15 protein-coding genes are annotated in these 18,212 nt (G+C 46.3%); 8 read left to right on the plus strand and 7 right to left on the minus strand.

The annotated features are described in order from the left end of the window. Window positions 1-23 precede the first annotated feature (23 nt). Window positions 24-1,112: an anhydro-N-acetylmuramic acid kinase gene (locus ACMVP2_RS09225; RefSeq protein WP_339793624.1), complete on the plus strand. Its 1,089-nt coding sequence runs from the start codon at window positions 24-26 to the stop codon at window positions 1,110-1,112. Window positions 1,113-1,498: 386 nt separating this feature from the next. After that, complete coding sequence (locus ACMVP2_RS09230; RefSeq protein WP_416867496.1) at window positions 1,499-3,019, plus strand: sodium:proton antiporter; 1,521 nt, start codon at window positions 1,499-1,501, stop codon at window positions 3,017-3,019. A gap of 14 nt (window positions 3,020-3,033) precedes the next feature. Here ACMVP2_RS09230 and ACMVP2_RS09235 read toward each other — a convergent pair whose 3' ends face one another. From ACMVP2_RS09235 to ACMVP2_RS09245, 3 genes are all read right to left on the minus strand, one after another. Next, entirely contained in the window at window positions 3,034-4,353 is a 1,320-nt protein-coding gene (locus tag ACMVP2_RS09235) for an aspartate kinase (protein WP_416867497.1), read from the minus strand. A 15-nt stretch (window positions 4,354-4,368) separates the two neighbouring features. Then, complete coding sequence (gene ribH / locus ACMVP2_RS09240; RefSeq protein ID WP_152001731.1) at window positions 4,369-4,845, minus strand: 6,7-dimethyl-8-ribityllumazine synthase; 477 nt, start codon at window positions 4,843-4,845, stop codon at window positions 4,369-4,371. A gap of 70 nt (window positions 4,846-4,915) precedes the next feature. After that, window positions 4,916-5,635 carry a tetratricopeptide repeat protein gene (locus ACMVP2_RS09245; RefSeq protein WP_416867498.1) on the minus strand — a complete coding sequence of 240 codons (720 nt, stop codon included), beginning with the start codon at window positions 5,633-5,635 and terminating at the stop codon, window positions 4,916-4,918. A 200-nt stretch (window positions 5,636-5,835) separates the two neighbouring features. Between ACMVP2_RS09245 and ACMVP2_RS09250 the strand changes: the two genes are divergently transcribed. Together ACMVP2_RS09250 and ACMVP2_RS09255 are read left to right on the plus strand one after the other, a co-directional pair. Continuing rightward, window positions 5,836-6,927 (plus strand): family 20 glycosylhydrolase, encoded by a 1,092-nt coding sequence (locus tag ACMVP2_RS09250; RefSeq protein ID WP_416867499.1) that lies wholly within the window; start codon window positions 5,836-5,838, stop codon window positions 6,925-6,927. 11 nt (window positions 6,928-6,938) lie between these two features. After that, window positions 6,939-8,117, plus strand: coding sequence for a heparan-alpha-glucosaminide N-acetyltransferase domain-containing protein (locus ACMVP2_RS09255; RefSeq protein ID WP_416867500.1), 1,179 nt, complete (start codon window positions 6,939-6,941; stop codon window positions 8,115-8,117). 74 nt (window positions 8,118-8,191) lie between these two features. Here the strand turns inward: ACMVP2_RS09255 and pdhA are convergent, their stop codons facing one another. Next, window positions 8,192-9,223, minus strand: coding sequence for a pyruvate dehydrogenase (acetyl-transferring) E1 component subunit alpha (gene pdhA, locus ACMVP2_RS09260; RefSeq protein ID WP_317488638.1), 1,032 nt, complete (start codon window positions 9,221-9,223; stop codon window positions 8,192-8,194). A gap of 127 nt (window positions 9,224-9,350) precedes the next feature. Between pdhA and recF the strand changes: the two genes are divergently transcribed. From recF to ACMVP2_RS09280, 4 genes are all read left to right on the plus strand, one after another. Continuing rightward, on the plus strand, window positions 9,351-10,472 hold the full coding sequence (gene recF / locus ACMVP2_RS09265; protein ID WP_416867501.1) for a DNA replication/repair protein RecF: 1,122 nt from the start codon (window positions 9,351-9,353) through the stop codon (window positions 10,470-10,472). Window positions 10,473-10,482: 10 nt separating this feature from the next. Next, window positions 10,483-10,791 carry a DUF721 domain-containing protein gene (locus tag ACMVP2_RS09270; RefSeq protein WP_152001725.1) on the plus strand — a complete coding sequence of 103 codons (309 nt, stop codon included), beginning with the start codon at window positions 10,483-10,485 and terminating at the stop codon, window positions 10,789-10,791. An 11-nt stretch (window positions 10,792-10,802) separates the two neighbouring features. Beyond that, complete coding sequence (locus ACMVP2_RS09275) at window positions 10,803-11,948, plus strand: helix-turn-helix domain-containing protein (protein ID WP_416867502.1); 1,146 nt, start codon at window positions 10,803-10,805, stop codon at window positions 11,946-11,948. Between the two features lie 162 nt (window positions 11,949-12,110). Further along, complete coding sequence (locus ACMVP2_RS09280) at window positions 12,111-13,718, plus strand: nitrilase-related carbon-nitrogen hydrolase (RefSeq protein WP_416867503.1); 1,608 nt, start codon at window positions 12,111-12,113, stop codon at window positions 13,716-13,718. On the opposite strand, the gene ACMVP2_RS09285 is transcribed toward ACMVP2_RS09280, so the two are convergent. From ACMVP2_RS09285 to ACMVP2_RS09295, 3 genes are all read right to left on the minus strand, one after another. Continuing rightward, window positions 13,692-14,351, minus strand: a complete 660-nt coding sequence (locus ACMVP2_RS09285) for a hypothetical protein (RefSeq protein WP_416867504.1) — start codon at window positions 14,349-14,351, stop codon at window positions 13,692-13,694. The two genes, ACMVP2_RS09280 and ACMVP2_RS09285, sit on opposite strands and share 27 nt — an antisense overlap. An 80-nt stretch (window positions 14,352-14,431) precedes the next feature. After that, window positions 14,432-15,001, minus strand: a complete 570-nt coding sequence (locus ACMVP2_RS09290) for a Crp/Fnr family transcriptional regulator (protein ID WP_416867505.1) — start codon at window positions 14,999-15,001, stop codon at window positions 14,432-14,434. Between the two features lie 498 nt (window positions 15,002-15,499). Further along, entirely contained in the window at window positions 15,500-18,178 is a 2,679-nt protein-coding gene (locus tag ACMVP2_RS09295) for a M16 family metallopeptidase (protein ID WP_416867506.1), read from the minus strand. Between the last annotated feature and the right edge of the window lie 34 nt (window positions 18,179-18,212).

Raw genomic sequence — 18,212 nt, forward strand, 5'->3', positions numbered from 1 at the left:
ATATTACCTATATAGATGCAATTATGGAAAAAGAGTTTCTTGTGATCGGGCTTATGTCGGGGACTTCTCTGGATGGGCTCGACGTGGCAGCATGCCGGTTTCGGCTGGCTCAAGGCAAGTGGAGTTATGTTATCGAAGCTGCTGAATCGATAGCTTATGATGACGAAATGCAACACAAGATCAAAGATTCGGTGACGCTGTCGGGTCTTGAGTTGTCCTTACTGGATGTTGAGCTCGGAAAATTCTTCGGCACGAGTGTCGAGGCCTTTTGCCGGAAGCATGGGCTTCAGCCACTATTTATAGGTTCTCATGGTCACACTGTGTTCCATCAGCCCGAGAAACTCCTCACGCTTCAAATAGGGAATCCAGAGGCCATCAGTCATTTTTCTCAGCTGCCGGTTGTTGCCAACTTCCGACTTCAAGACGTCTTGAATGGTGGACAAGGTGCGCCTCTAGTTCCTTATGGCGAACACTATCTTTTTCCTGACTACCATGCTTTTCTTAATCTTGGTGGCATAGCCAATGTCGCCTTGCACAGTCAAAACGCTATGAAAGGCTTTGATACGTGTGCCTGCAACATGGGGCTCAACCACCTGGCGAGGAAGCTTGGGATGAGCTTCGACAAAAATGGTGAAGTGGCCAAAACCGGGTCTATGAGTGATTCCCTTTTTCAATCGCTTAACAGGCTTGATTATTTTCAGCAAAAAGGCCCAAAATCTTTGGGCTACGAATGGTTCGAGAAAGAAGTAGCGCCTTTACTGGACAACAGCAGCACACCAGTGAAAGATGCCCTCTGCACTTTCATTCATCACATTGCCTTTCAGGTGAATAAGGGCATGGATGGCCTTGGATCTTCTACGGAAAAAGTAATGGTGACAGGTGGCGGAGCGCTAAACGGGTTCCTGATGGAATCTCTCAATATTTATGGCAAAGGAAAGTTTACTTACGAGGCACCTGACAGAAAAACAGTTGAGTTTAAGGAAGCATTGGTGTTTGCCTTCCTTGGGTTGCAAAGGTTTCTGGGACAACCCAACGTTTCCTCCCAAGTGACCGGCAGCAGACAAGATGTGTCGGCAGGAAGCTTACACGGAAATTTTAAAGTGGCGATATAATAGCTAAAGCCGGTACACCGCATCTTGTTCGCTCTATCAGCCACTTACGATGTTAAAAGTGGTTTTGGGAATCATCAGGCACCCGACTAGCCATTTCAATTTAGAATAGTAGATAGTTTTTACCTATCTTATGCTCGACGGGGATAAAAATGTGGCGATGGGCGCAGTGTTCATATGCCGTGTTTCGAAGCTTACCGGGGCGCTCTCTTTCGAAATCATACCAGCTAAATAATCACAGTTAACAAATACCTAAAACTTCTTTTGAAATCGCACTAAAACAACTTATTTAAGCAGGAATTAACCAAGTGTAAAAATAAGAGGAGCTAATTGGCAAAGCAGTACCGCCCCTCCTCCAGAACCTAACACTCTACTTTGATCGGCCTTTGATGAAAAAAATTGCAATATTTCTGTGCCTTAGTGTCGCTCTTCTAACGAGCGTTTTTGCCAATGAAGGAAAGGCAAAAGCATTGCAGGAAAACAATGAGGTAGCAGCCAATATTGACTTGAGCGACAGTGCTGAGGAAACCCCCGGCACAGCCGAGGATGGGCATGCTGAGGAAGGAGAGCACCCGAGTGCACCAGGTTGGCTGGTGATTCCTTTCGTGCTGCTACTATTAATGATTGCCACGGGGCCGTTGTTCTACGAGCACTTTTGGCACAAAAACTATCCAATTGTAGCTGTATCACTGGCCATACTTGTTGTGCTGTATTATTTGTTTGTGTTGCACAACGTGCACAATCCAGTGCACGCTTTGGCGGAGTACATTCAATTCATAGCCCTGCTGACTGGCCTTTTTGTGGCCAGCGGAGGTATTATGATCAATGTGGACAAAGAAGCGAAGCCACTTACCAATATCGTCATTCTACTTGTTGGCGCTGTAATAGCCAATATCATTGGTACGACGGGAGCTTCCATGCTGCTGATCAGGCCGTTTATAAGGCTCAATAAGAACAGGATCAAAGCATACCATATTATCTTCTTTATTTTCATGGTAAGTAATATCGGTGGTTCTCTCACCCCTATTGGTGATCCTCCACTGTTTTTGGGATTTTTGAAAGGCGTCCCCTTCTTTTGGACACTATTGAATAACAGCGTTTCATGGGTCTTTGCGCTTGTCTTCCTGGCGGGGATTTTTTACTTCATCGACAGAAACAACAAAGCGGACTATAGCTTCGGCGAGGATCCTCAGGATTTCACCAATAAGGTAACGGTGGTCGGTGCAAGAAACTTCGGCTGGCTTTTGGTGATTATTCTCTCTGTTTTCCTTGATCCGAATGTGTTAGAATGGGTTCCGGCCATCCACTACGAGGGGCAAAAATTTTCTTTCATTAGGGAGATCATTATGCTTTCCGCCGCCTTCCTTTCATTCAAGTTTGCAGAGAAAAAAGCACTGGAGGGCAACGACTTCAACTTTGAGCCGATAAGAGAGGTCGCCTTTATCTTTATCGGAATCTTCGGCACCATGATGCCCGCTCTTGAGCTGGTAAGCAACTTTGCTCAATCTGAGGCTGGTGCTCCACTTATCACCCACAATTCACTCTACTGGGGTACTGGCGCACTCTCTGGCTTTCTGGACAACGCCCCTACCTATCTTAACTTTCTGACTGCAGCTATGGCTGCGAAAGGGGGAGATATTGGTCAGGTCAAAGATGTGGTGGCATTTGCGGCGGGTGGCACCTACGCTGACTCTGTTCTTGCGCTTAAAGCAATTTCAATTGCCGCAGTATTCTTCGGCGCCATGACCTACATAGGTAACGGTCCCAACTTTATGGTGAAGTCGATAGCCGAGCAAATAGGCATCAAAATGCCATCGTTCTTTGGCTACATACTACGGTTCTCGATTCCGATCCTCCTGCCTCTATTCTTCATCGTTTGGCTGATATTCTTCTATAGCCACCCTGTCTGAGAAAAGATGAGGGATTATAAATTAAATAATCCCTTGTTCAAAACCTTCAGCGCCTCTGTTTTGTAGATGGTGTCGATGAGTAAAGAAATATTGTTTTTGCTTCCACCGTACGAAATCATTCTGACAGGTATATCCTCCAGCGAAGCGAAGATATCTTTCCCCACACCCTTCTTGTCGGCAACGAAGTCGCCCACAATACACACAATCGACTGGTTCTTGTCGACCTCTATGGTGCCGTAGGGCTTCAGCTCTTCGATGATCTCGTTGAGGTAAGTGGGCTCGTCTATGGTGAGAGACACAGCCACTTCCGACGTCGTGATCATGTCGATAGAGGTTTGGTACTTTTCGAATACCTCGAAAATCTTTCTAAGGAAGCCGTAGGCCAGAATCATCCTGGTTGACTTGATTTTGATGGCGGTGATACCATCCTTGACAGCAATGGCCTTGATGGCGTCTGGGTTTTTGTTAGATGTAATCAAGGTTCCCCGGGCAGCTGGATTTAAAGTGTTTTTCAAACGAACCGGTACATTCTTTTGCTGCGCCGGAAGAATGCAGGTAGGGTGCAGAATTTTTGCTCCAAAGTATGCCAGCTCACCGGCCTCCTCGAACGACAACTCTGCAATAGGCATTGTGTTTTCCACAATCCTCGGGTCATTGTTGTGCATTCCGTCGATATCCGTCCAGATTTGAACCTCCTCTGCTTTGATGGCAGCTCCAATGAGAGTAGCGGTATAGTCACTTCCTCCTCTCTTCAGGTTATCGACACCGCCAGAAGAATTCCTGCAGATGTATCCTTGCGTAACTATTACACTTTTATCATCAATGCCTGCCAAAATTTTCCTCAGCTTTTCGGAAATCAACTCAAGGTCGGGCTCTCCATTGTCTTTGAGGTACATGAAGTCGAGTGCTGAAAGAAACACTGCCGGAACCCTAATCTCATTGAGGTACTCATAAAAAAGACTGGTGGAAATAATCTCTCCCTGAGCGACCAGAAGCTTGTTAGCTTTACCATAAAAGGGCTGCTTCACAAGTGTCTCAATCTGCTGGAAGTATCTGTCGATTACGTCAGTTCCTTTTTGCTTGCCTTCCTCAGTTGCATAAAGCTGTTGCACAAAGTCAACATACTGCGCATAAAGCTTCCTGGTTCTGTCAAGTGCTCCCTCTATATTGCCATTGGAGAACTCATCAGAAATCGCAATGAGCTCATTAGTGGTGCCTGACACGGCACTAAGAACGACCAGCTTCTGGCCTGGCACACTCATCACTATGTCCTTCACAGAATGCATCCGCTCAGGCTTCCCAACTGATGTACCTCCGAATTTTACTACAATCATTGTTACTAGATAGGTTTAAAATCCAAGCATTTTTATGGCCGTGATGGCTGCCTCGTCTCCTTTGTTTCCGTGCTTTCCGCCAGCTCTTTCCAATGCTTGCTTCTTATTATTGGTGGTTAAAACTCCAAAAATTACGGGCTTATTGTACTTCAAGCCCACTTCTGTAATGCCGTTGGCCACGGCCTGGCAAATGAAGTCAAAATGCTTTGTTTCGCCTTGTATCACGCAACCCAGGCTAATAACAGCATCAATGTCTGCCTGCTGAGCCAGCCACTGAGAGGCCAGGCTGAGCTCAAAACTGCCGGGTACGTTCTTCCTGATAATATTGTCTCTGTTTACTCCGTGCTTTACCAAAACCCCGTAAGCACCCTGAAAAAGCGCTTCTGTCACTTCTTCATTCCACTCAGAGACCACTATACCAAATTTCTTTTTGCTTACGTCCCCAACGTTACTGCCGGAGAAACTGCTCAAGTTCTTTTCTGAAGACGCCATTTTTTGGTTTTTAGAAACAAAAAAGGGATAAAGTTATCTTTATCCCTCCTTCTGCCGATGTTTTCATCAACTATTTTGAAGCGAGGGCTTCCAGTCTGGCCTTTTGTTTCTTGGCGTCCTGGTATTCAGCTGCTCCGTAAAACTTATCTACTATGGTTGTGTAACACTTCAGTGCTGCACTTAAATCTCCTTGCCTTTCGTAAGCAATGGCCGCTTTGGTTAAATACACAGGCGTAAACTGCTTGTTCGGCTTGTAGTCTGATGCTTGCTGATAGTAGTCTGCTGCGTTCTTGTAGTCAAGCTGCTCCATGTAAGCATCTCCAATGAGCGAATAAGCTCTGGCCTGCACCAAATTGTCAGAAGCTCCAAACGACTTCAGATAACGAATAGCCGATTCGAAATCGCCCATTTTCAAGTAGGTGGCTCCGGCATAAAAGTTAGCCAGGTTGCCGGCTTTCGTGCTGCCATACAGGTCAATGATATCAAGAAAACCATAGTTGTTTCCATCACCATTTAAGGCCTGTCCAAGGCTGTCAGCCTCGAAATAATAAACTGCCTGAAAAAGCTCCTTCTGAGCAGCAGTATTTTGGTTCGACTGATAGTAATTATAAAATATGAACCCGGTGACGCCCAAAATAATGACAGCGCCAATGGCAAATACCAGCTGCCTGTTCTTTTCAATAAATTCTTCTGTACGGGTGAGTTGTTCGGCTAACGCTTCAGGGCTTTCCAACAAATCGTTTCCGTGCTCTTTACCCTTTCTAGCTGACGCCTTTTTAGTCTTCGCCATTTATCCTAATCTTTTGAGGTCGCAAAGATATATTTTTTTCGATAAAATAAAGACTATCAGCCATTAAACAACCACATTATTTTAACCCCCCTATTTATCGCAGCTATTACCACTCATCACCTTTCCAGTGAATTGTGTGCGCAAACACCATAATATTTTTAAATTGTATGATGACACATTATCTGCTAAAGAACACCACTATGAAAAAAATCGCTTTCCTTTTTATACTCAGCCTGGGGAGCATTGCCAAGGCTCAGCCGCTGGATTCTATCATGCCGGTGCGGGGGCTGGCGATAGTTGCACCCAGCTCCAAAGGCCTTGACCGCTTTATTAAATTCATGGAGAATGAACTGACGGCCAACAATGTAAACTCCCTGGTGTTGAGAGTTGACTGGAAGTATCAGTACAAGTCTTACCCAAAACTTGCCGACAAAGATGGCCTCACAAAGGAGGAGGTCAAAAAGCTGGTGGCGGCTGCGAAACGGAGCAATATTGAATTGATCCCGCAAATTAATCTGCTTGGGCATCAATCGTGGGCCAGCACCACCTATGCCTTGCTAAAAGAGTATCCTCAGTTTGACGAAACGCCACATGTGACCATGCCGGAAAAGTATGAGTGGCCTAACCCGGACGGGCTCTATTGCAAAAGCTACTGCCCACTACATCCTGATGTGCACAAGGTAGTTTTCGGTCTGGTAGACGAAATAATGGAGGTGTTTGAGGCCAAAACTTTCCACGCAGGCATGGATGAAGTGTTTTACATCGGGGACGACAAGTGCCCACGCTGCAAAGGGAAGGACAAGGCAGCGCTTTTTGCCGGAGAAGTCACTACCATAAGGAACCACCTCGCACAGAAAGGGAGAAAGCTGTGGATTTGGGGTGATCGTTTGCTAGACGGAAGTAACACCGGACTGGGCATGTGGGAGGCGAGCATGAACAACACGCACAGGGCGGTGGACATGATTCCCAAAGATGTAGTCATTTGCGACTGGCACTATGAACGGGCCGACCCTACTGCGGCCTACCTCGCCATGAAAGGTCTCTCAGTAATCACCTGCCCATGGAATAAGCCTGAGCCCGCCAAAAAACAAGTAGCACAAACAATAGCCCTGAGAGAAAATGGCAGTAAAGTACTGAAGGAAAGATACCTTGGTATGATGCACACCGTATGGAGTGGTGCAGACGGCTTCCTCGACAAGTACTATGAGCTAAAAGAAAAAGGCACCTCTGAAGATGGTCAGGCCAATTGTTTTAACGCTATGTTTTCGGCGATCAATAGCCAGGTACAATAACGCTGATGATCATGAACAATCGTATCGCCTCTATAGATATTTTCAGAGCGCTTACCATGCTCCTCATGATTTTTGTGAATGACCTATGGTCGCTCAGTGAAGTGCCGGAATGGATGGGTCACAAAGCGGGTAACGAAGACGGTCTCGGCCTGGCAGACGTGGTATTTCCAGCATTTTTATTCATAGTAGGCCTTTCAGTGCCCATGGCCATTAAGGCACGCAGGGCAAAGGGAGAAAACAACACTGAGGTGATTATCCACATTGCTAAAAGAAGCCTGGCGCTGATTGTGATGGGGGTAATGATGGTGAATCTGGAGAGCATCAACAAAGAATTGATTCCTATCCCCAAGCAAGCCTGGCAAATCCTGATGGCCATTGGGTTTATTCTCATTTGGAACAACTATAAAGACAAAAAGGCCTTCGGCAAAGTGCCTGAGTGGGTGATGCAGGTGTTGGGCATTGGCGTTCTTATAGCGCTGTGTGCCATTTATAAAGGAGGGCCGACAGACAACCCCGTCTGGATGAAAACACATTGGTGGGGCATTCTTGGACTCATTGGCTGGGCCTATCTCTTCTGCTCGGTTATCTATGTTTTTGCAGGTGACAGAATAGTTATCATCTCAGCAATACTCGTGGCCTTCTATCTATTCAATATTCACCAAATGAACGGCCTGCTGGGAGCGGTGCCAAAAGGGCTTCTCGTTGTGAGTGCCTCTAACCACGCCAGTGTGCTCAGTGGCGTGTGGGTAAGCCTTATGCTCACTTATTTTGGTCAAAAGAACAAACTGAGCCTCTTTCTTACCGCTTGTTTGGCCTTTGCTGTTATTTCTCTGGCTTTTGGCTTCATTACCCGCCCTGAATGGGGAATATCTAAAATCAGGGCTACGCCTTCCTGGACAGCCATCTGCGCTGGCATAAGCACCATTTCGTTTGCACTGGTTTATCTGATTGCCGACGTGTGGAAGAAGACGAGTTGGGCTGGCTTTCTGGCACCGGCAGGAAGAAGCACGCTCACCTGTTACCTGGTGCCCTATTGGTTCTACCCTATCTTTATGGTCACGATTGCAGCCTGGCTCCCCGATTTCGCTACAGTTGGGCTTGTTGGGCTTGTCAAAACATTGCTGTTTTCGCTGCTGGTTATTTACATCACCAGCTTACTGGAAAAAGTCAATATCCGTTTGAAAGTGTAAAGTTTCATTCATTATATAAAAGAAAGAGCTGCCTGATGGGCAGCTCTTTTTGCTTCTATGACCAATGATCAGTACTACTCCATCAGGTAAGGGTAGTCCTGCTGGGCATACACGTCTTTTAGCGATTCAGATGGATCAGGCCAGCCTGAGTCCTCGGAGAACTGGACAGCCTCAGCTACCTGGTCTTTAATTTTGTCGTCTATCTTTTCGAGATCAGCCTCTTTGGCAATTTTCTTATCGAGTATCAATTGGCGAACCTGCTCAATGGGGTCTTTTGCTTTGTACTCCTCAAGTTCTTCCTTGGTGCGGTACTTGGCAGGGTCAGACATTGAGTGTCCTTTGTAACGGTAAGTGCGAAGTTCCAACAGGGTGGGTCCGTCGCCCTTTCTGGCACGCTCGGCCGCATCAGCAAACGCATGGTGCACATCAACAACCGACATGGCATCAACTGGGAATGAGGGCATGTCGTAGGCAGAACCCAGTTTATATAGCTCGGTTACGTTGGACGTACGCTGTACAGATGTACCCATGGCATAGCCGTTGTTTTCGATAGCAAAAATCACAGGAATCTTGTAAGTCATCGCCAGGTTAAGCGCCTCGTGGAAAGCACCCTGCCTAACAGCACCGTCTCCCATGTAAGTGACGCACAACTTACCTGTCTTCAGATATTTTTCGGCAAATCCAATTCCCAGGCCAAGTGGCACCTGCGCTCCAACGATACCATGCCCGCCGAAGAAACCCTTCTCTTTATCGAACATGTGCATGGAACCTCCCTTGCCTTTTGAAATGCCGGTTTCTTTGCCATAAAGCTCGGCCATGATGGTTTTAGGATCGGATCCCAGTCCAATTGGGTGGGCGTGGTCACGGTATGCCGTGATGTACTTGTCGCCTGTTTCCAAGGCAGAAATAGCGCCGGCTACGCAAGCCTCCTGGCCGATATAAAGGTGACAGAAGCCACGTATCTTTTGCTGACCATATAGCTGCCCTGCCTTCTCTTCAAACTTCCTCATCAGCTGCATGGTTTCATACCAGAACATGTAGGTTTCATTCGAAAAGTTATCCTTCGCTGTTGCTTTTGCCTTCGCCTTATCTTTTACACTAGCCATTATTGGAAATATTTCTGTGTCTACGAATTGTAATATTACTTTTGGGATGTGTTACGCTGCCCTGGAATGCGCCTGGCAGATTTAACCCCCGCAAAATAAGTAAATTGCCTTCATTCAACAAAAGTAAATGTATCTGAGTAACCTGCACCTTGAGTCGTTCCGAAATTACCAGTCACTTGCTATTAACTGCTCAAAGGGTATAAATTGTTTTGTGGGCAAAAATGGCTCAGGAAAGACCAATTTGCTGGATGCGATCCACTATTTGTCGATGACAAAAGGGTCGTTGAATAGTGTGGACAGTCAAAACATAAGGAAAGGTGATCCGCTTTTTTTTATAAAAGGCGAATGGAAGGCTGCTAAAAAAGGGAGCGGGAAGGGAGAACAGGTGCAGGTGGCTTTTCAACCGGGGCAAAAAAAGCTCATCAAAGTGAATCAAAAAGAGTATGAGAAACTGGCTGACCACATAGGTCGCTTCCCTGTGGTGTTGATCGCCCCCAACGACACCGACCTGATAAGGGAAGGCAGCGACGGTCGGCGCAAATTCTTCGACAGCATCATTTCTCAGCTGGATGCCAGCTACCTGGAAAACCTGATGGTGTATCACCACTACCTAAAGCAGCGGAATAGTCTGCTGAAGCAATATGGGGACACCAGGCGGCTGGACAAAACGTTGCTTGCAGTGTACGATGAGCATTTGATGAAGTCGGGACAATTGATTTTCGATAGCAGACGAGACTTCACAGAAAAGTTTGAAGCTTTGTTCAGCCCCCGCTACCAGTGGCTTTCAGGGGGAGCCGAGCAAACCAAGGTGGTGTACGTTTCTGAGCTTTCCGAAACCTCATGGAAGGAAAACTTCAAAAAGGCGATCGATAAGGACATGGCCTTGCAAAGAACCACTTTTGGCATCCACCGGGACGACTTTGAGTTTTTGCTGGAGGACGAACCCGTGAAGAAGTTTGGCTCACAAGGCCAGCAAAAGTCCTTTGTGATTGCTCTGAAATTAGCTCAATTTGACATTACCAGTCAGGTGAAAAGCTTTGCCCCCATTTTGCTGCTCGACGATATATTTGACAAGTTGGATGACGATCGCATCAAAAAATTGATGGAACTTGTGGGAGAGGATGACTTCGGTCAGTTGTTTGTAACAGATGCGAGGCCGGAAAGGACAATGACGCTTTTTAAGGGCTTGAAGAAAGACAAGAAGCTATTTAAAGTGGAGGAAGGAAAAGTGGAGGAGATAGACTTTTAGAGTGGAAAGTATGTACAAAAAGAAAGACGATAGAAAAAACGAGTCGCTGGAGCTGAAGGATGTAATCAGGGAAATGCTTCAGAATTACCATATTGAGGAGAAATTTGATCACACCAGGCTGCTTGCTTCCTGGGAACGACTCATGGGCAAGCCTATTGCCAGCCGCACCTCCAAGCTTTTTGTAAAGGACAATGTATTGTTCGTGCGTCTTACGTCCGCCCCACTCAAAAGCGAGATGAATTTAAACAAAGCCAAGGTACTTGATATCTTCAAGAAGGAGTTTGGGGAGAAGGTGTTGAAGGATATTGTGTTTCAGTAAAAGGAAAAACGGTGGACATAGTATTAAATACTCTTCTGCCCATTATCATCCTGCAGGTATTGCTGCTTGCCTTTTTTCTCTTTGCCCTTAAAAAAGGTAAAAAGCTAAGCAATCGACTGCTCGCCCTATTCTTCCTATTTTTGGGGATCAATTTTTCAGATGGGCTTATCGGACTGACTGGCTTTTACCAGCAATACCCCGCCGTTGCACACCTGGAAGATGGATTCGCCTTTTTGCTTGGGCCACTGCTGTTGTTTTACACCCGGTCAGTAGTTTATGAAGGATTTCAACTGAAAACTTCCCACCTGCTTCATCTCCTTCCTTTTGTAATTCTCACGATTACCTTTCAGGTCTTTTATCATTCCTACAGCCAGGAAGAGCAACTCTTCATACAAAAATCTATCGCCGACCGGCAGTTGCCGACCGGCTTCTATTTTTCCATCGCTTTGGTTTATGGCCATGTTTTGAGCTATTTTTTTCTGGCGCTGAAAGAAATCAGGTTCTATCAGCAGCGAATCAAAGACCTTTTTTCGTCCACCGAAAAAATAAGTCTTTCCTGGCTGCGCTTCCTGATACTGACCATGACAGGCATCCTGTTGTTTTCCCTCGTGAATGTGATGGCTCCTTATGCCGGCCTCGATGCCTGGTTTCAACCCACCTTCGCCATAGTGGTGGGGCTCTTTTTTCTTTTCGTGAATGCTGTCGTTTTCAAAGGCTTACAACAACCTGAAATATTTGCAGGGCTTGAACAAAAGGACACTGCCAAATACACAAGCTCAACTCTAAGCAATGAAGAAAAGCAAGCGCTGAAGGATAAACTGATTCAGCTGATTGAAAATGAAAAGCCGTACCTGGATCCAGAAATAAGTCTTGAGCAGCTGTGTGCAAAACTCGAAGTGGCTCCCAAGAAACTTTCTCAGGTACTCAATGAACTACTCGGTCAGAACTACTACGACTTCATCAATTCATACAGGATTAATGAAGCGGTGACCATCCTTTCCACTTCGCCCGACTCAAAGCTTACTGTGCTGGAAGTTCTCTACGAGGTCGGTTTCAATTCCAAGTCGTCTTTCAACACCATCTTCAAAGAAAAGACAGGGACGACGCCTTCAGCCTTTAGGAAAGAAGTGCTACAGAAACTGGCAGCTTCAAACTAAACAAAAAAGTTTCGAATTTACCACACGGCAACAGTCGCTTTGAGTAGCCGACACGAGGAAGAAATTTTTACTGTTTTCTTCCGAAAAAAGCGTTCGACTTCCGGCAGGCGGTCGGAGGGCTGAATAGAATATGTCTCCTTTGCTTCAAAAAAAAGAGACATTATGAAGACCTTCACAAACACAAAAACTACTACACTTTGGCTGTTGGCAACGATCAGCTTCTCACTGTTATCAGTAAAATGGATGTTTGCTCCTGCAGCCTGGGTGGCTCCGGCCTTCCTTATTTTGCTAATGAAAGAGCACAAGCCGTGGAAAAGCTTGCTCGCCGGGTTGTCTGTGCTTTATGTTTCGTCGTTGATCGGCGGTTATCAGGTGATACCGTTCCCTACTCTCGTATTTGTGGTGGTCGCACTGATCGGAGCTATGAAGCACATGATTCCCTTTTTTCTTTTCCGCCTGCTTTCGAAAAAAGCTACAGGATGGTATGCCACCCTGCTGTTTCCCTGCCTCTACGTGGCCTACGACTACCTCAATGGTTTTGATGGGGCTGGCACATGGGGCTCGATGGGTTATACCCAGGTGAACAATGACGCTTTAATGCAGCTAACGGCTGTCACAGGCCTGTGGGGCATAACGTTTCTAGTTACCTGGGCATCAGCACTTTTGGCGGCAGGGTATTCCAATGGTTTTAGTTTTTCCTCAATAAAAAACCCGGCCATTGTATGCTCATCAGTATTTGTAGTTATCCTAATTGGCGGAAGCATAAGAATCAATTCGCTGTGGCAGGAAGAAGCAACTACAGTGAGAGTGGCTGGTATCACAGGGCAAAACCTCGAATTGCTTCAGTCAACTTATGAGGCAGTGTTTGGAAGCAGGCTGGATGTTGATCTGTCAAAGCTTACCCAAACCTCACCAGCACTTCAGGAGCTAAACAAGGGACTTGTGAAGTTCATTGAAAACCCAACGGATCCAATATTTGCAGCTTCTCATCTTCAAATGGAAGCTTTTCAGGACAGCATGCTCTCTGTCGCTAAAAAGGAAGCAGTGGCAGGCGCTAAGATTGTCTCTTTTTCCGAAGGGCTCCTGTTCACCACCAAAGCCACGGAGGACAAGCTGATTGCCAAGGCCAGGAAAGTGGCAATGGAAAACCAGTTCTATCTCCTGCTAACCATGGCGTCCGTTATCCCCGGCGAAGTCACGATGGGTTCAAAGTACCTGGAGAACAAGGCCTTGTTCATAGGCCCGGATGGGCAAGTGCTCAACACCTTTTTCAAAAATAAGCCCGTTCCATTGGTAGAGCCCAGCATCCAAGGAGATGGAAAGATTCCTGTGATCAACACCGAATTTGGGCGTATTGCAATCTCCATTTGCTACGACGCCGACTTTCCCTACCTGATGAGACAGGCAGGACAGCAAGGTGCTGACATAGTACTGCTCCCTTCGGGCGACTGGAAAGAGATTGCTCCGTATCACGCCTGGATGGCCAAAGTCAGAGCTATAGAAAATGGTTTTTCACTGCTGCGGCCCGTTAGCAATGCCACATCCATTGCCTCGGATTACTATGGAAAAGTAGTGGGGTCTAATGACTTTAGCTCAGCCGGTGAACATGTGATGGTGAGTCATCTGGCAACGAAAGGAATAGCAACTGTCTACTCGAAGATGGGCGACTGGCTGGCTTGGGGGTGTTTGGTGGGGTTGGTTGCTTTTCTTGGGGACTTCCTCCTGATCTCGCTAACATCAAACTCAGCCAGCATTTTTCCTGGCAAATAAGGTCAATAGTAAGGGGGTAAATATGGAAAACGCAAGCAAACCAAATTTCAGTGTCGTGATCAACCCTAAATAATTGCTGAGGAATTCACTTTGATTTGGGAGGCAATCTAAAATTTTGAATATGACGGCATTTTCAATTAGGTCGGAGGCAAACCAAAAAAAAGGCAATCCAATTAAAACGTTTCTTATATGCTTAGAAATTTTTCGACGCTCCGAAACGAACGATGCGAAAGTCCAAAGAAAGGCAAAAAATGAAGCCGGAAACAGCACATCAATAGTGTAGGTGAAGCGCTTGTAGGCCATGACTCCAGCCTGGCTGAATAGGTTTATGCGTTCGTATACTTCGGTGCTCGAGAAAACAGGTCGCTTGTCAAATATTTCATGCCCCCCAAGCAGTTGGCTTACCACTTTCGACCCAAACGGAATTGGAAACATGTGTGTGATGACAAATACAATCAGAAATATTGAAAAAGTTTGAAGTAACCTTTTCCCGGAAGTCTGGTAGCGAAAAGGCCCATTTAAGTCAATTATTGCATTTGACATCTTGCCTTGTGCCCTTTCATTGATCATGGTGCCAAACACTAGCCCAAGCAAGAAGATTGTGGGAATGTACAGTAGGTGTTGAATTGTCATAGCGAAATTCCTTTTAAAGTGATGTTGAACGCCACAAAATTCAGAAATCACATGGAAAGGAATCTTGGTCTAGACCAACACTAAAATTTCACCGAATTAAACAGTTTACTAAAGTTAGTGGGGTCTATGGCCAGGTAAGCAGCAATGTATTTGTGAGGGACAAGCTGTAATAAATGCGGGCTCCTTTGGCAAAAGGATTTAAATCTTTCCTCAATGGTTGTGGATCGCAATTCGATTTGCCGATTGATCAGCCCAACTGTGACTGCTTCGGACAGTTTTCTGAACAGTCTCTCAATCTGCTGAGATTTATCAAATAGGTGCTGTAGTTTTTCGAAAGACAAATAATCTAACTCGCTATCTGTTAAGCAGGTGAGGTAATACCTGGCCGGCTTCTGTAAAAGGAAAGATTCCGGAATGGCACAAAAGTTTGGTGGGTAGGCAAACCCCAGAATATTGAGTTTCCCAAAAGCCTCAAAGTGATACATTTGAACACCACTCCTAACGAAAAATATCTGCCTCTCAATCTGACCTGGTTGCGTGATATGCTCCCCTTTTTTAAACTGCCTGGTTTTGAGGTCTTTGGTTAGTAGCTGGTAATCGTCCTCACTGATGCTGTGAATTGATTTAATAAAGTCGAATAGCTCAGTCATTCCAATAATTTGATGCCTAGTTTGTCCAATCTTTTTGATGGCAAAACAGGGCGTTGTGTTTTGGTGTAGGAGTTTTATGCATTTCCGTTGCAGTCCCCTAGCCATGTCTGCCAACAGGCTGTGGTATGCTGATGGTAAATTTAAGTTTTGTGGAGGGGATTCCAAGAGGGTCTCAGTCTGGTTACAAGCAAGCCCAGTGCATGGTTGCCATCATCCAAATCCGCTCCTTCGAGGTCAGGTTATAGTCCTGATCCCAGTATTTGGTAATGTAGATGTACTCACGGTGGGGTTTGAAGACGTGCTGGATGTTGTCGTTGGTGCTTGTTCGGTTAGTATCTCAAAGGACAGATTCGAATTCCTTTTGTGGCTTCGCACAACTCAGTAGCATACGACTACGTGGCCAAGGGAGCACATACTTCATAAAAATTTGGGCAATTCTAAAAAATAAAGACAAAAGTGGGGCATGGCTCGGCCATGCCCCACAAAGTTTTTTACAGCTTACTCCCCCTCCGGCATCAACACCAGCTTGATATACTTGTCGGGATCGATCAGCGTCTTAGCCGCTTCCTGCATGTCTTTCGAAGTCAGACTTTCTATCCTTTCTTTCGCCTTTAAGATACCTTCAGGATCCCAGCCCTGATAGTAATAAGTCCGCAGCGTGCTGGCCCAGAAGTTGTTGTTTTTTAGGCTCACTTCGATCTCCCGACGTTGGCCTTCCTTAATTTTCTTCAAGTCTTCGGCACTAATACCCTCCCTCTGAAGCTTCTTCAACTCATCCAGAGTAGCCTTCACCAGCTCCTCCACATTTTCTGGCCCGCAAGGGAAGCTCACCTGAAAGGTGTAGTGATCGTAAGGCATGTTCTCAGCATTGGCATTGGCACCTACGCCATACACTCCGCCCTTTTCCTCACGAAGTAACTCAACCAGCTTAATGGTCATCACTTCTCCAAAACTCGACAGATAGTAAGACTGCTTCCGGTCGAAAGGCTGCTCGGTATCCCAGTACATGATCACCTGGCTTTTTTGGTCAACGCCTTTTTTGATTATTTTCTCCAAAGGTGCCTTTGGGGGGCGAGGACTAACGTCCTTCCATTCATCTTTTCTTCCGGAAGCCGGCAGACTGGCAATGTACTGCTCCAGCATGGGCTTGATCTCATCTACTTTGAATGCTCCCACAAAGAAGAAAGTGAAGTCGCTCACATCACTGAACCTGTCCTGATAAAAGGCGAACGCTTTATCTAAGTCGATCTGATCCAAGTCAGCTTCTGTTGGAAAACCTCCACCCCTGATGCTGTTGTTTGAAAGTGTTCGCTGCACCTGATCCACAAAGTAGTACTGTGGATTGGCCATCACATTGGACAAAATGGACTTATTCTTTGTGATGAATGACTGGAACGCTTTTTCGTCCTTTCTTGGAGTCGTGAAATACATATTCGTTAACTGAAAGAACGTTTCCATGTCGGCAGGTGTGGTACTTCCCTGCACACCTTCACTTAACTCCCTGATAAATGGCGTGACGCCGAGGCTTTTACCAGCCAAAACTTTCTGCAGGGTGGTGATGTCATAGTCGGCAATACCGCCCTGATCCACCAAAGAGGCCGCATTAGAAGCAGACTGGTAGTCGGCATCGGAAGCAAGGCTGTGTCCCCCCGGACTCCAGGTAGTCATCACTATTTCGTCGTTCTTGAAGTCGGTCGGCTTCAAAAACACCTTTACTCCATTCGAAAGATCGAGCTCGGTAACACCCAGCGCCTCGTTCTTTTTCTCTGACACAATGCTGCCTGGCTTGGGCAAGGTGGTCATGAGGCTCTCACCAAAATCTTCGTCCTCGTAAGGATCAACTTTTAATATCCTGATCCTGTTGAGCACGCCTTTCACTTCGTCCTCAGTTGGTAGCACCACACCCTCCTTGTCAGGTGCGGTGATCACCACCACCCTGTTATCCTTTGTGATCCATTTTTCGATCAGCGCATTTACCTCATCAAGACCTATCCCTTCAACATACACTTTTGCGAAGTTGTATTCCCACTCAATGCCTGGTATTGGCTCCTTTTCGAGGAAGTTGTTAACATATTCATCTACATAGTTCTCCGACTCCGACTTGTCTCTTTCGTTATAGGCTACTTCGTATGATTTCAGCAAGTCGAGCTTGTAGCGTTTTAACTCACCTGAAGTGAACCCATGCCGACGAACCCGCTCCAACTCGGTAATCATGGCCTGCAGCCCGCCCTTTATGTCTTTTTCATTTGCCACCGCAAAGGCCTGAAACGCATCTTTCGTTCTTGCCCAGGTGCCACCATGGCTGGTACTTGCGTATACAAATGGCGGCTCAGCTTCTCTCGTTAGCTCCTGTAGCCGCTTATTCAACATGCCTGTGAAAGCTCTTTCCACAAGAAAATCTCTGTAGTCGCTGGCTTTTGTTTCCTCTTCAGGGTCGGTTTTGAAATACAGACGCACCTGAGCAAAAGTAGCTTCTTTGTCAGCCAGCACCGAAACATAGGTGTCGGAATGGTCTGGCACCTTGAACTCTTCCCTTTTCTTTGGGCCTTTAGCCGCAGGTATCCTTCCAAAGTACTTTTGAATCTTGGCTTCCATCACTGCCACATCAATATCGCCTACTGCTACCACAGCCATCAGGTCAGGACGGTACCAGTCTTTGTAAAACCGCTTGATCGCTTCATGCGGGAAGGTCTCCAGGTTTTCTTTGGTGCCTATTGGAAGGCGTTCCGCATACCTCGAGTCCTTATAAATCACCGGCAGGTATTTGTCGAGCATGCGGCGCTCACCACTTTGACCAAGCCTCCACTCTTCAATCACCACCCCCCTCTCTTTGTCTATTTCCTCTCCTTCAAAAGTGAGATTGTGTGCCCAGTCTTCCAGAATCTGAAGTCCCTGGTTGACAATTTTTTCATCGTCTGTGGGTATCGGCAGGATATAGACCGTTTCGTCAAAGCTGGTATAAGCGTTGAGGTCTGCACCGAACTGCACACCTATAGATTGCAGGTAATTGACGATTTCGTTTTTCTTGAAATTCTTTGTGCCATTGAAGGCCATGTGCTCCGTGAAGTGCGCAAGGCCGAGTTGGCTTGGATCCTCCAGAATCGACCCGGCATTTACTACCAACCGCAACTCCACCCGGTCTTCGGGACGGTCGTTGTGTCGGATATAGTATTTCATTCCATTTTTCAGCGTGCCGATCTTGACATTTTTA

The organism is Imperialibacter sp., assembly GCF_048007035.1.
Taxonomy (GTDB): domain Bacteria; phylum Bacteroidota; class Bacteroidia; order Cytophagales; family Cyclobacteriaceae; genus Imperialibacter.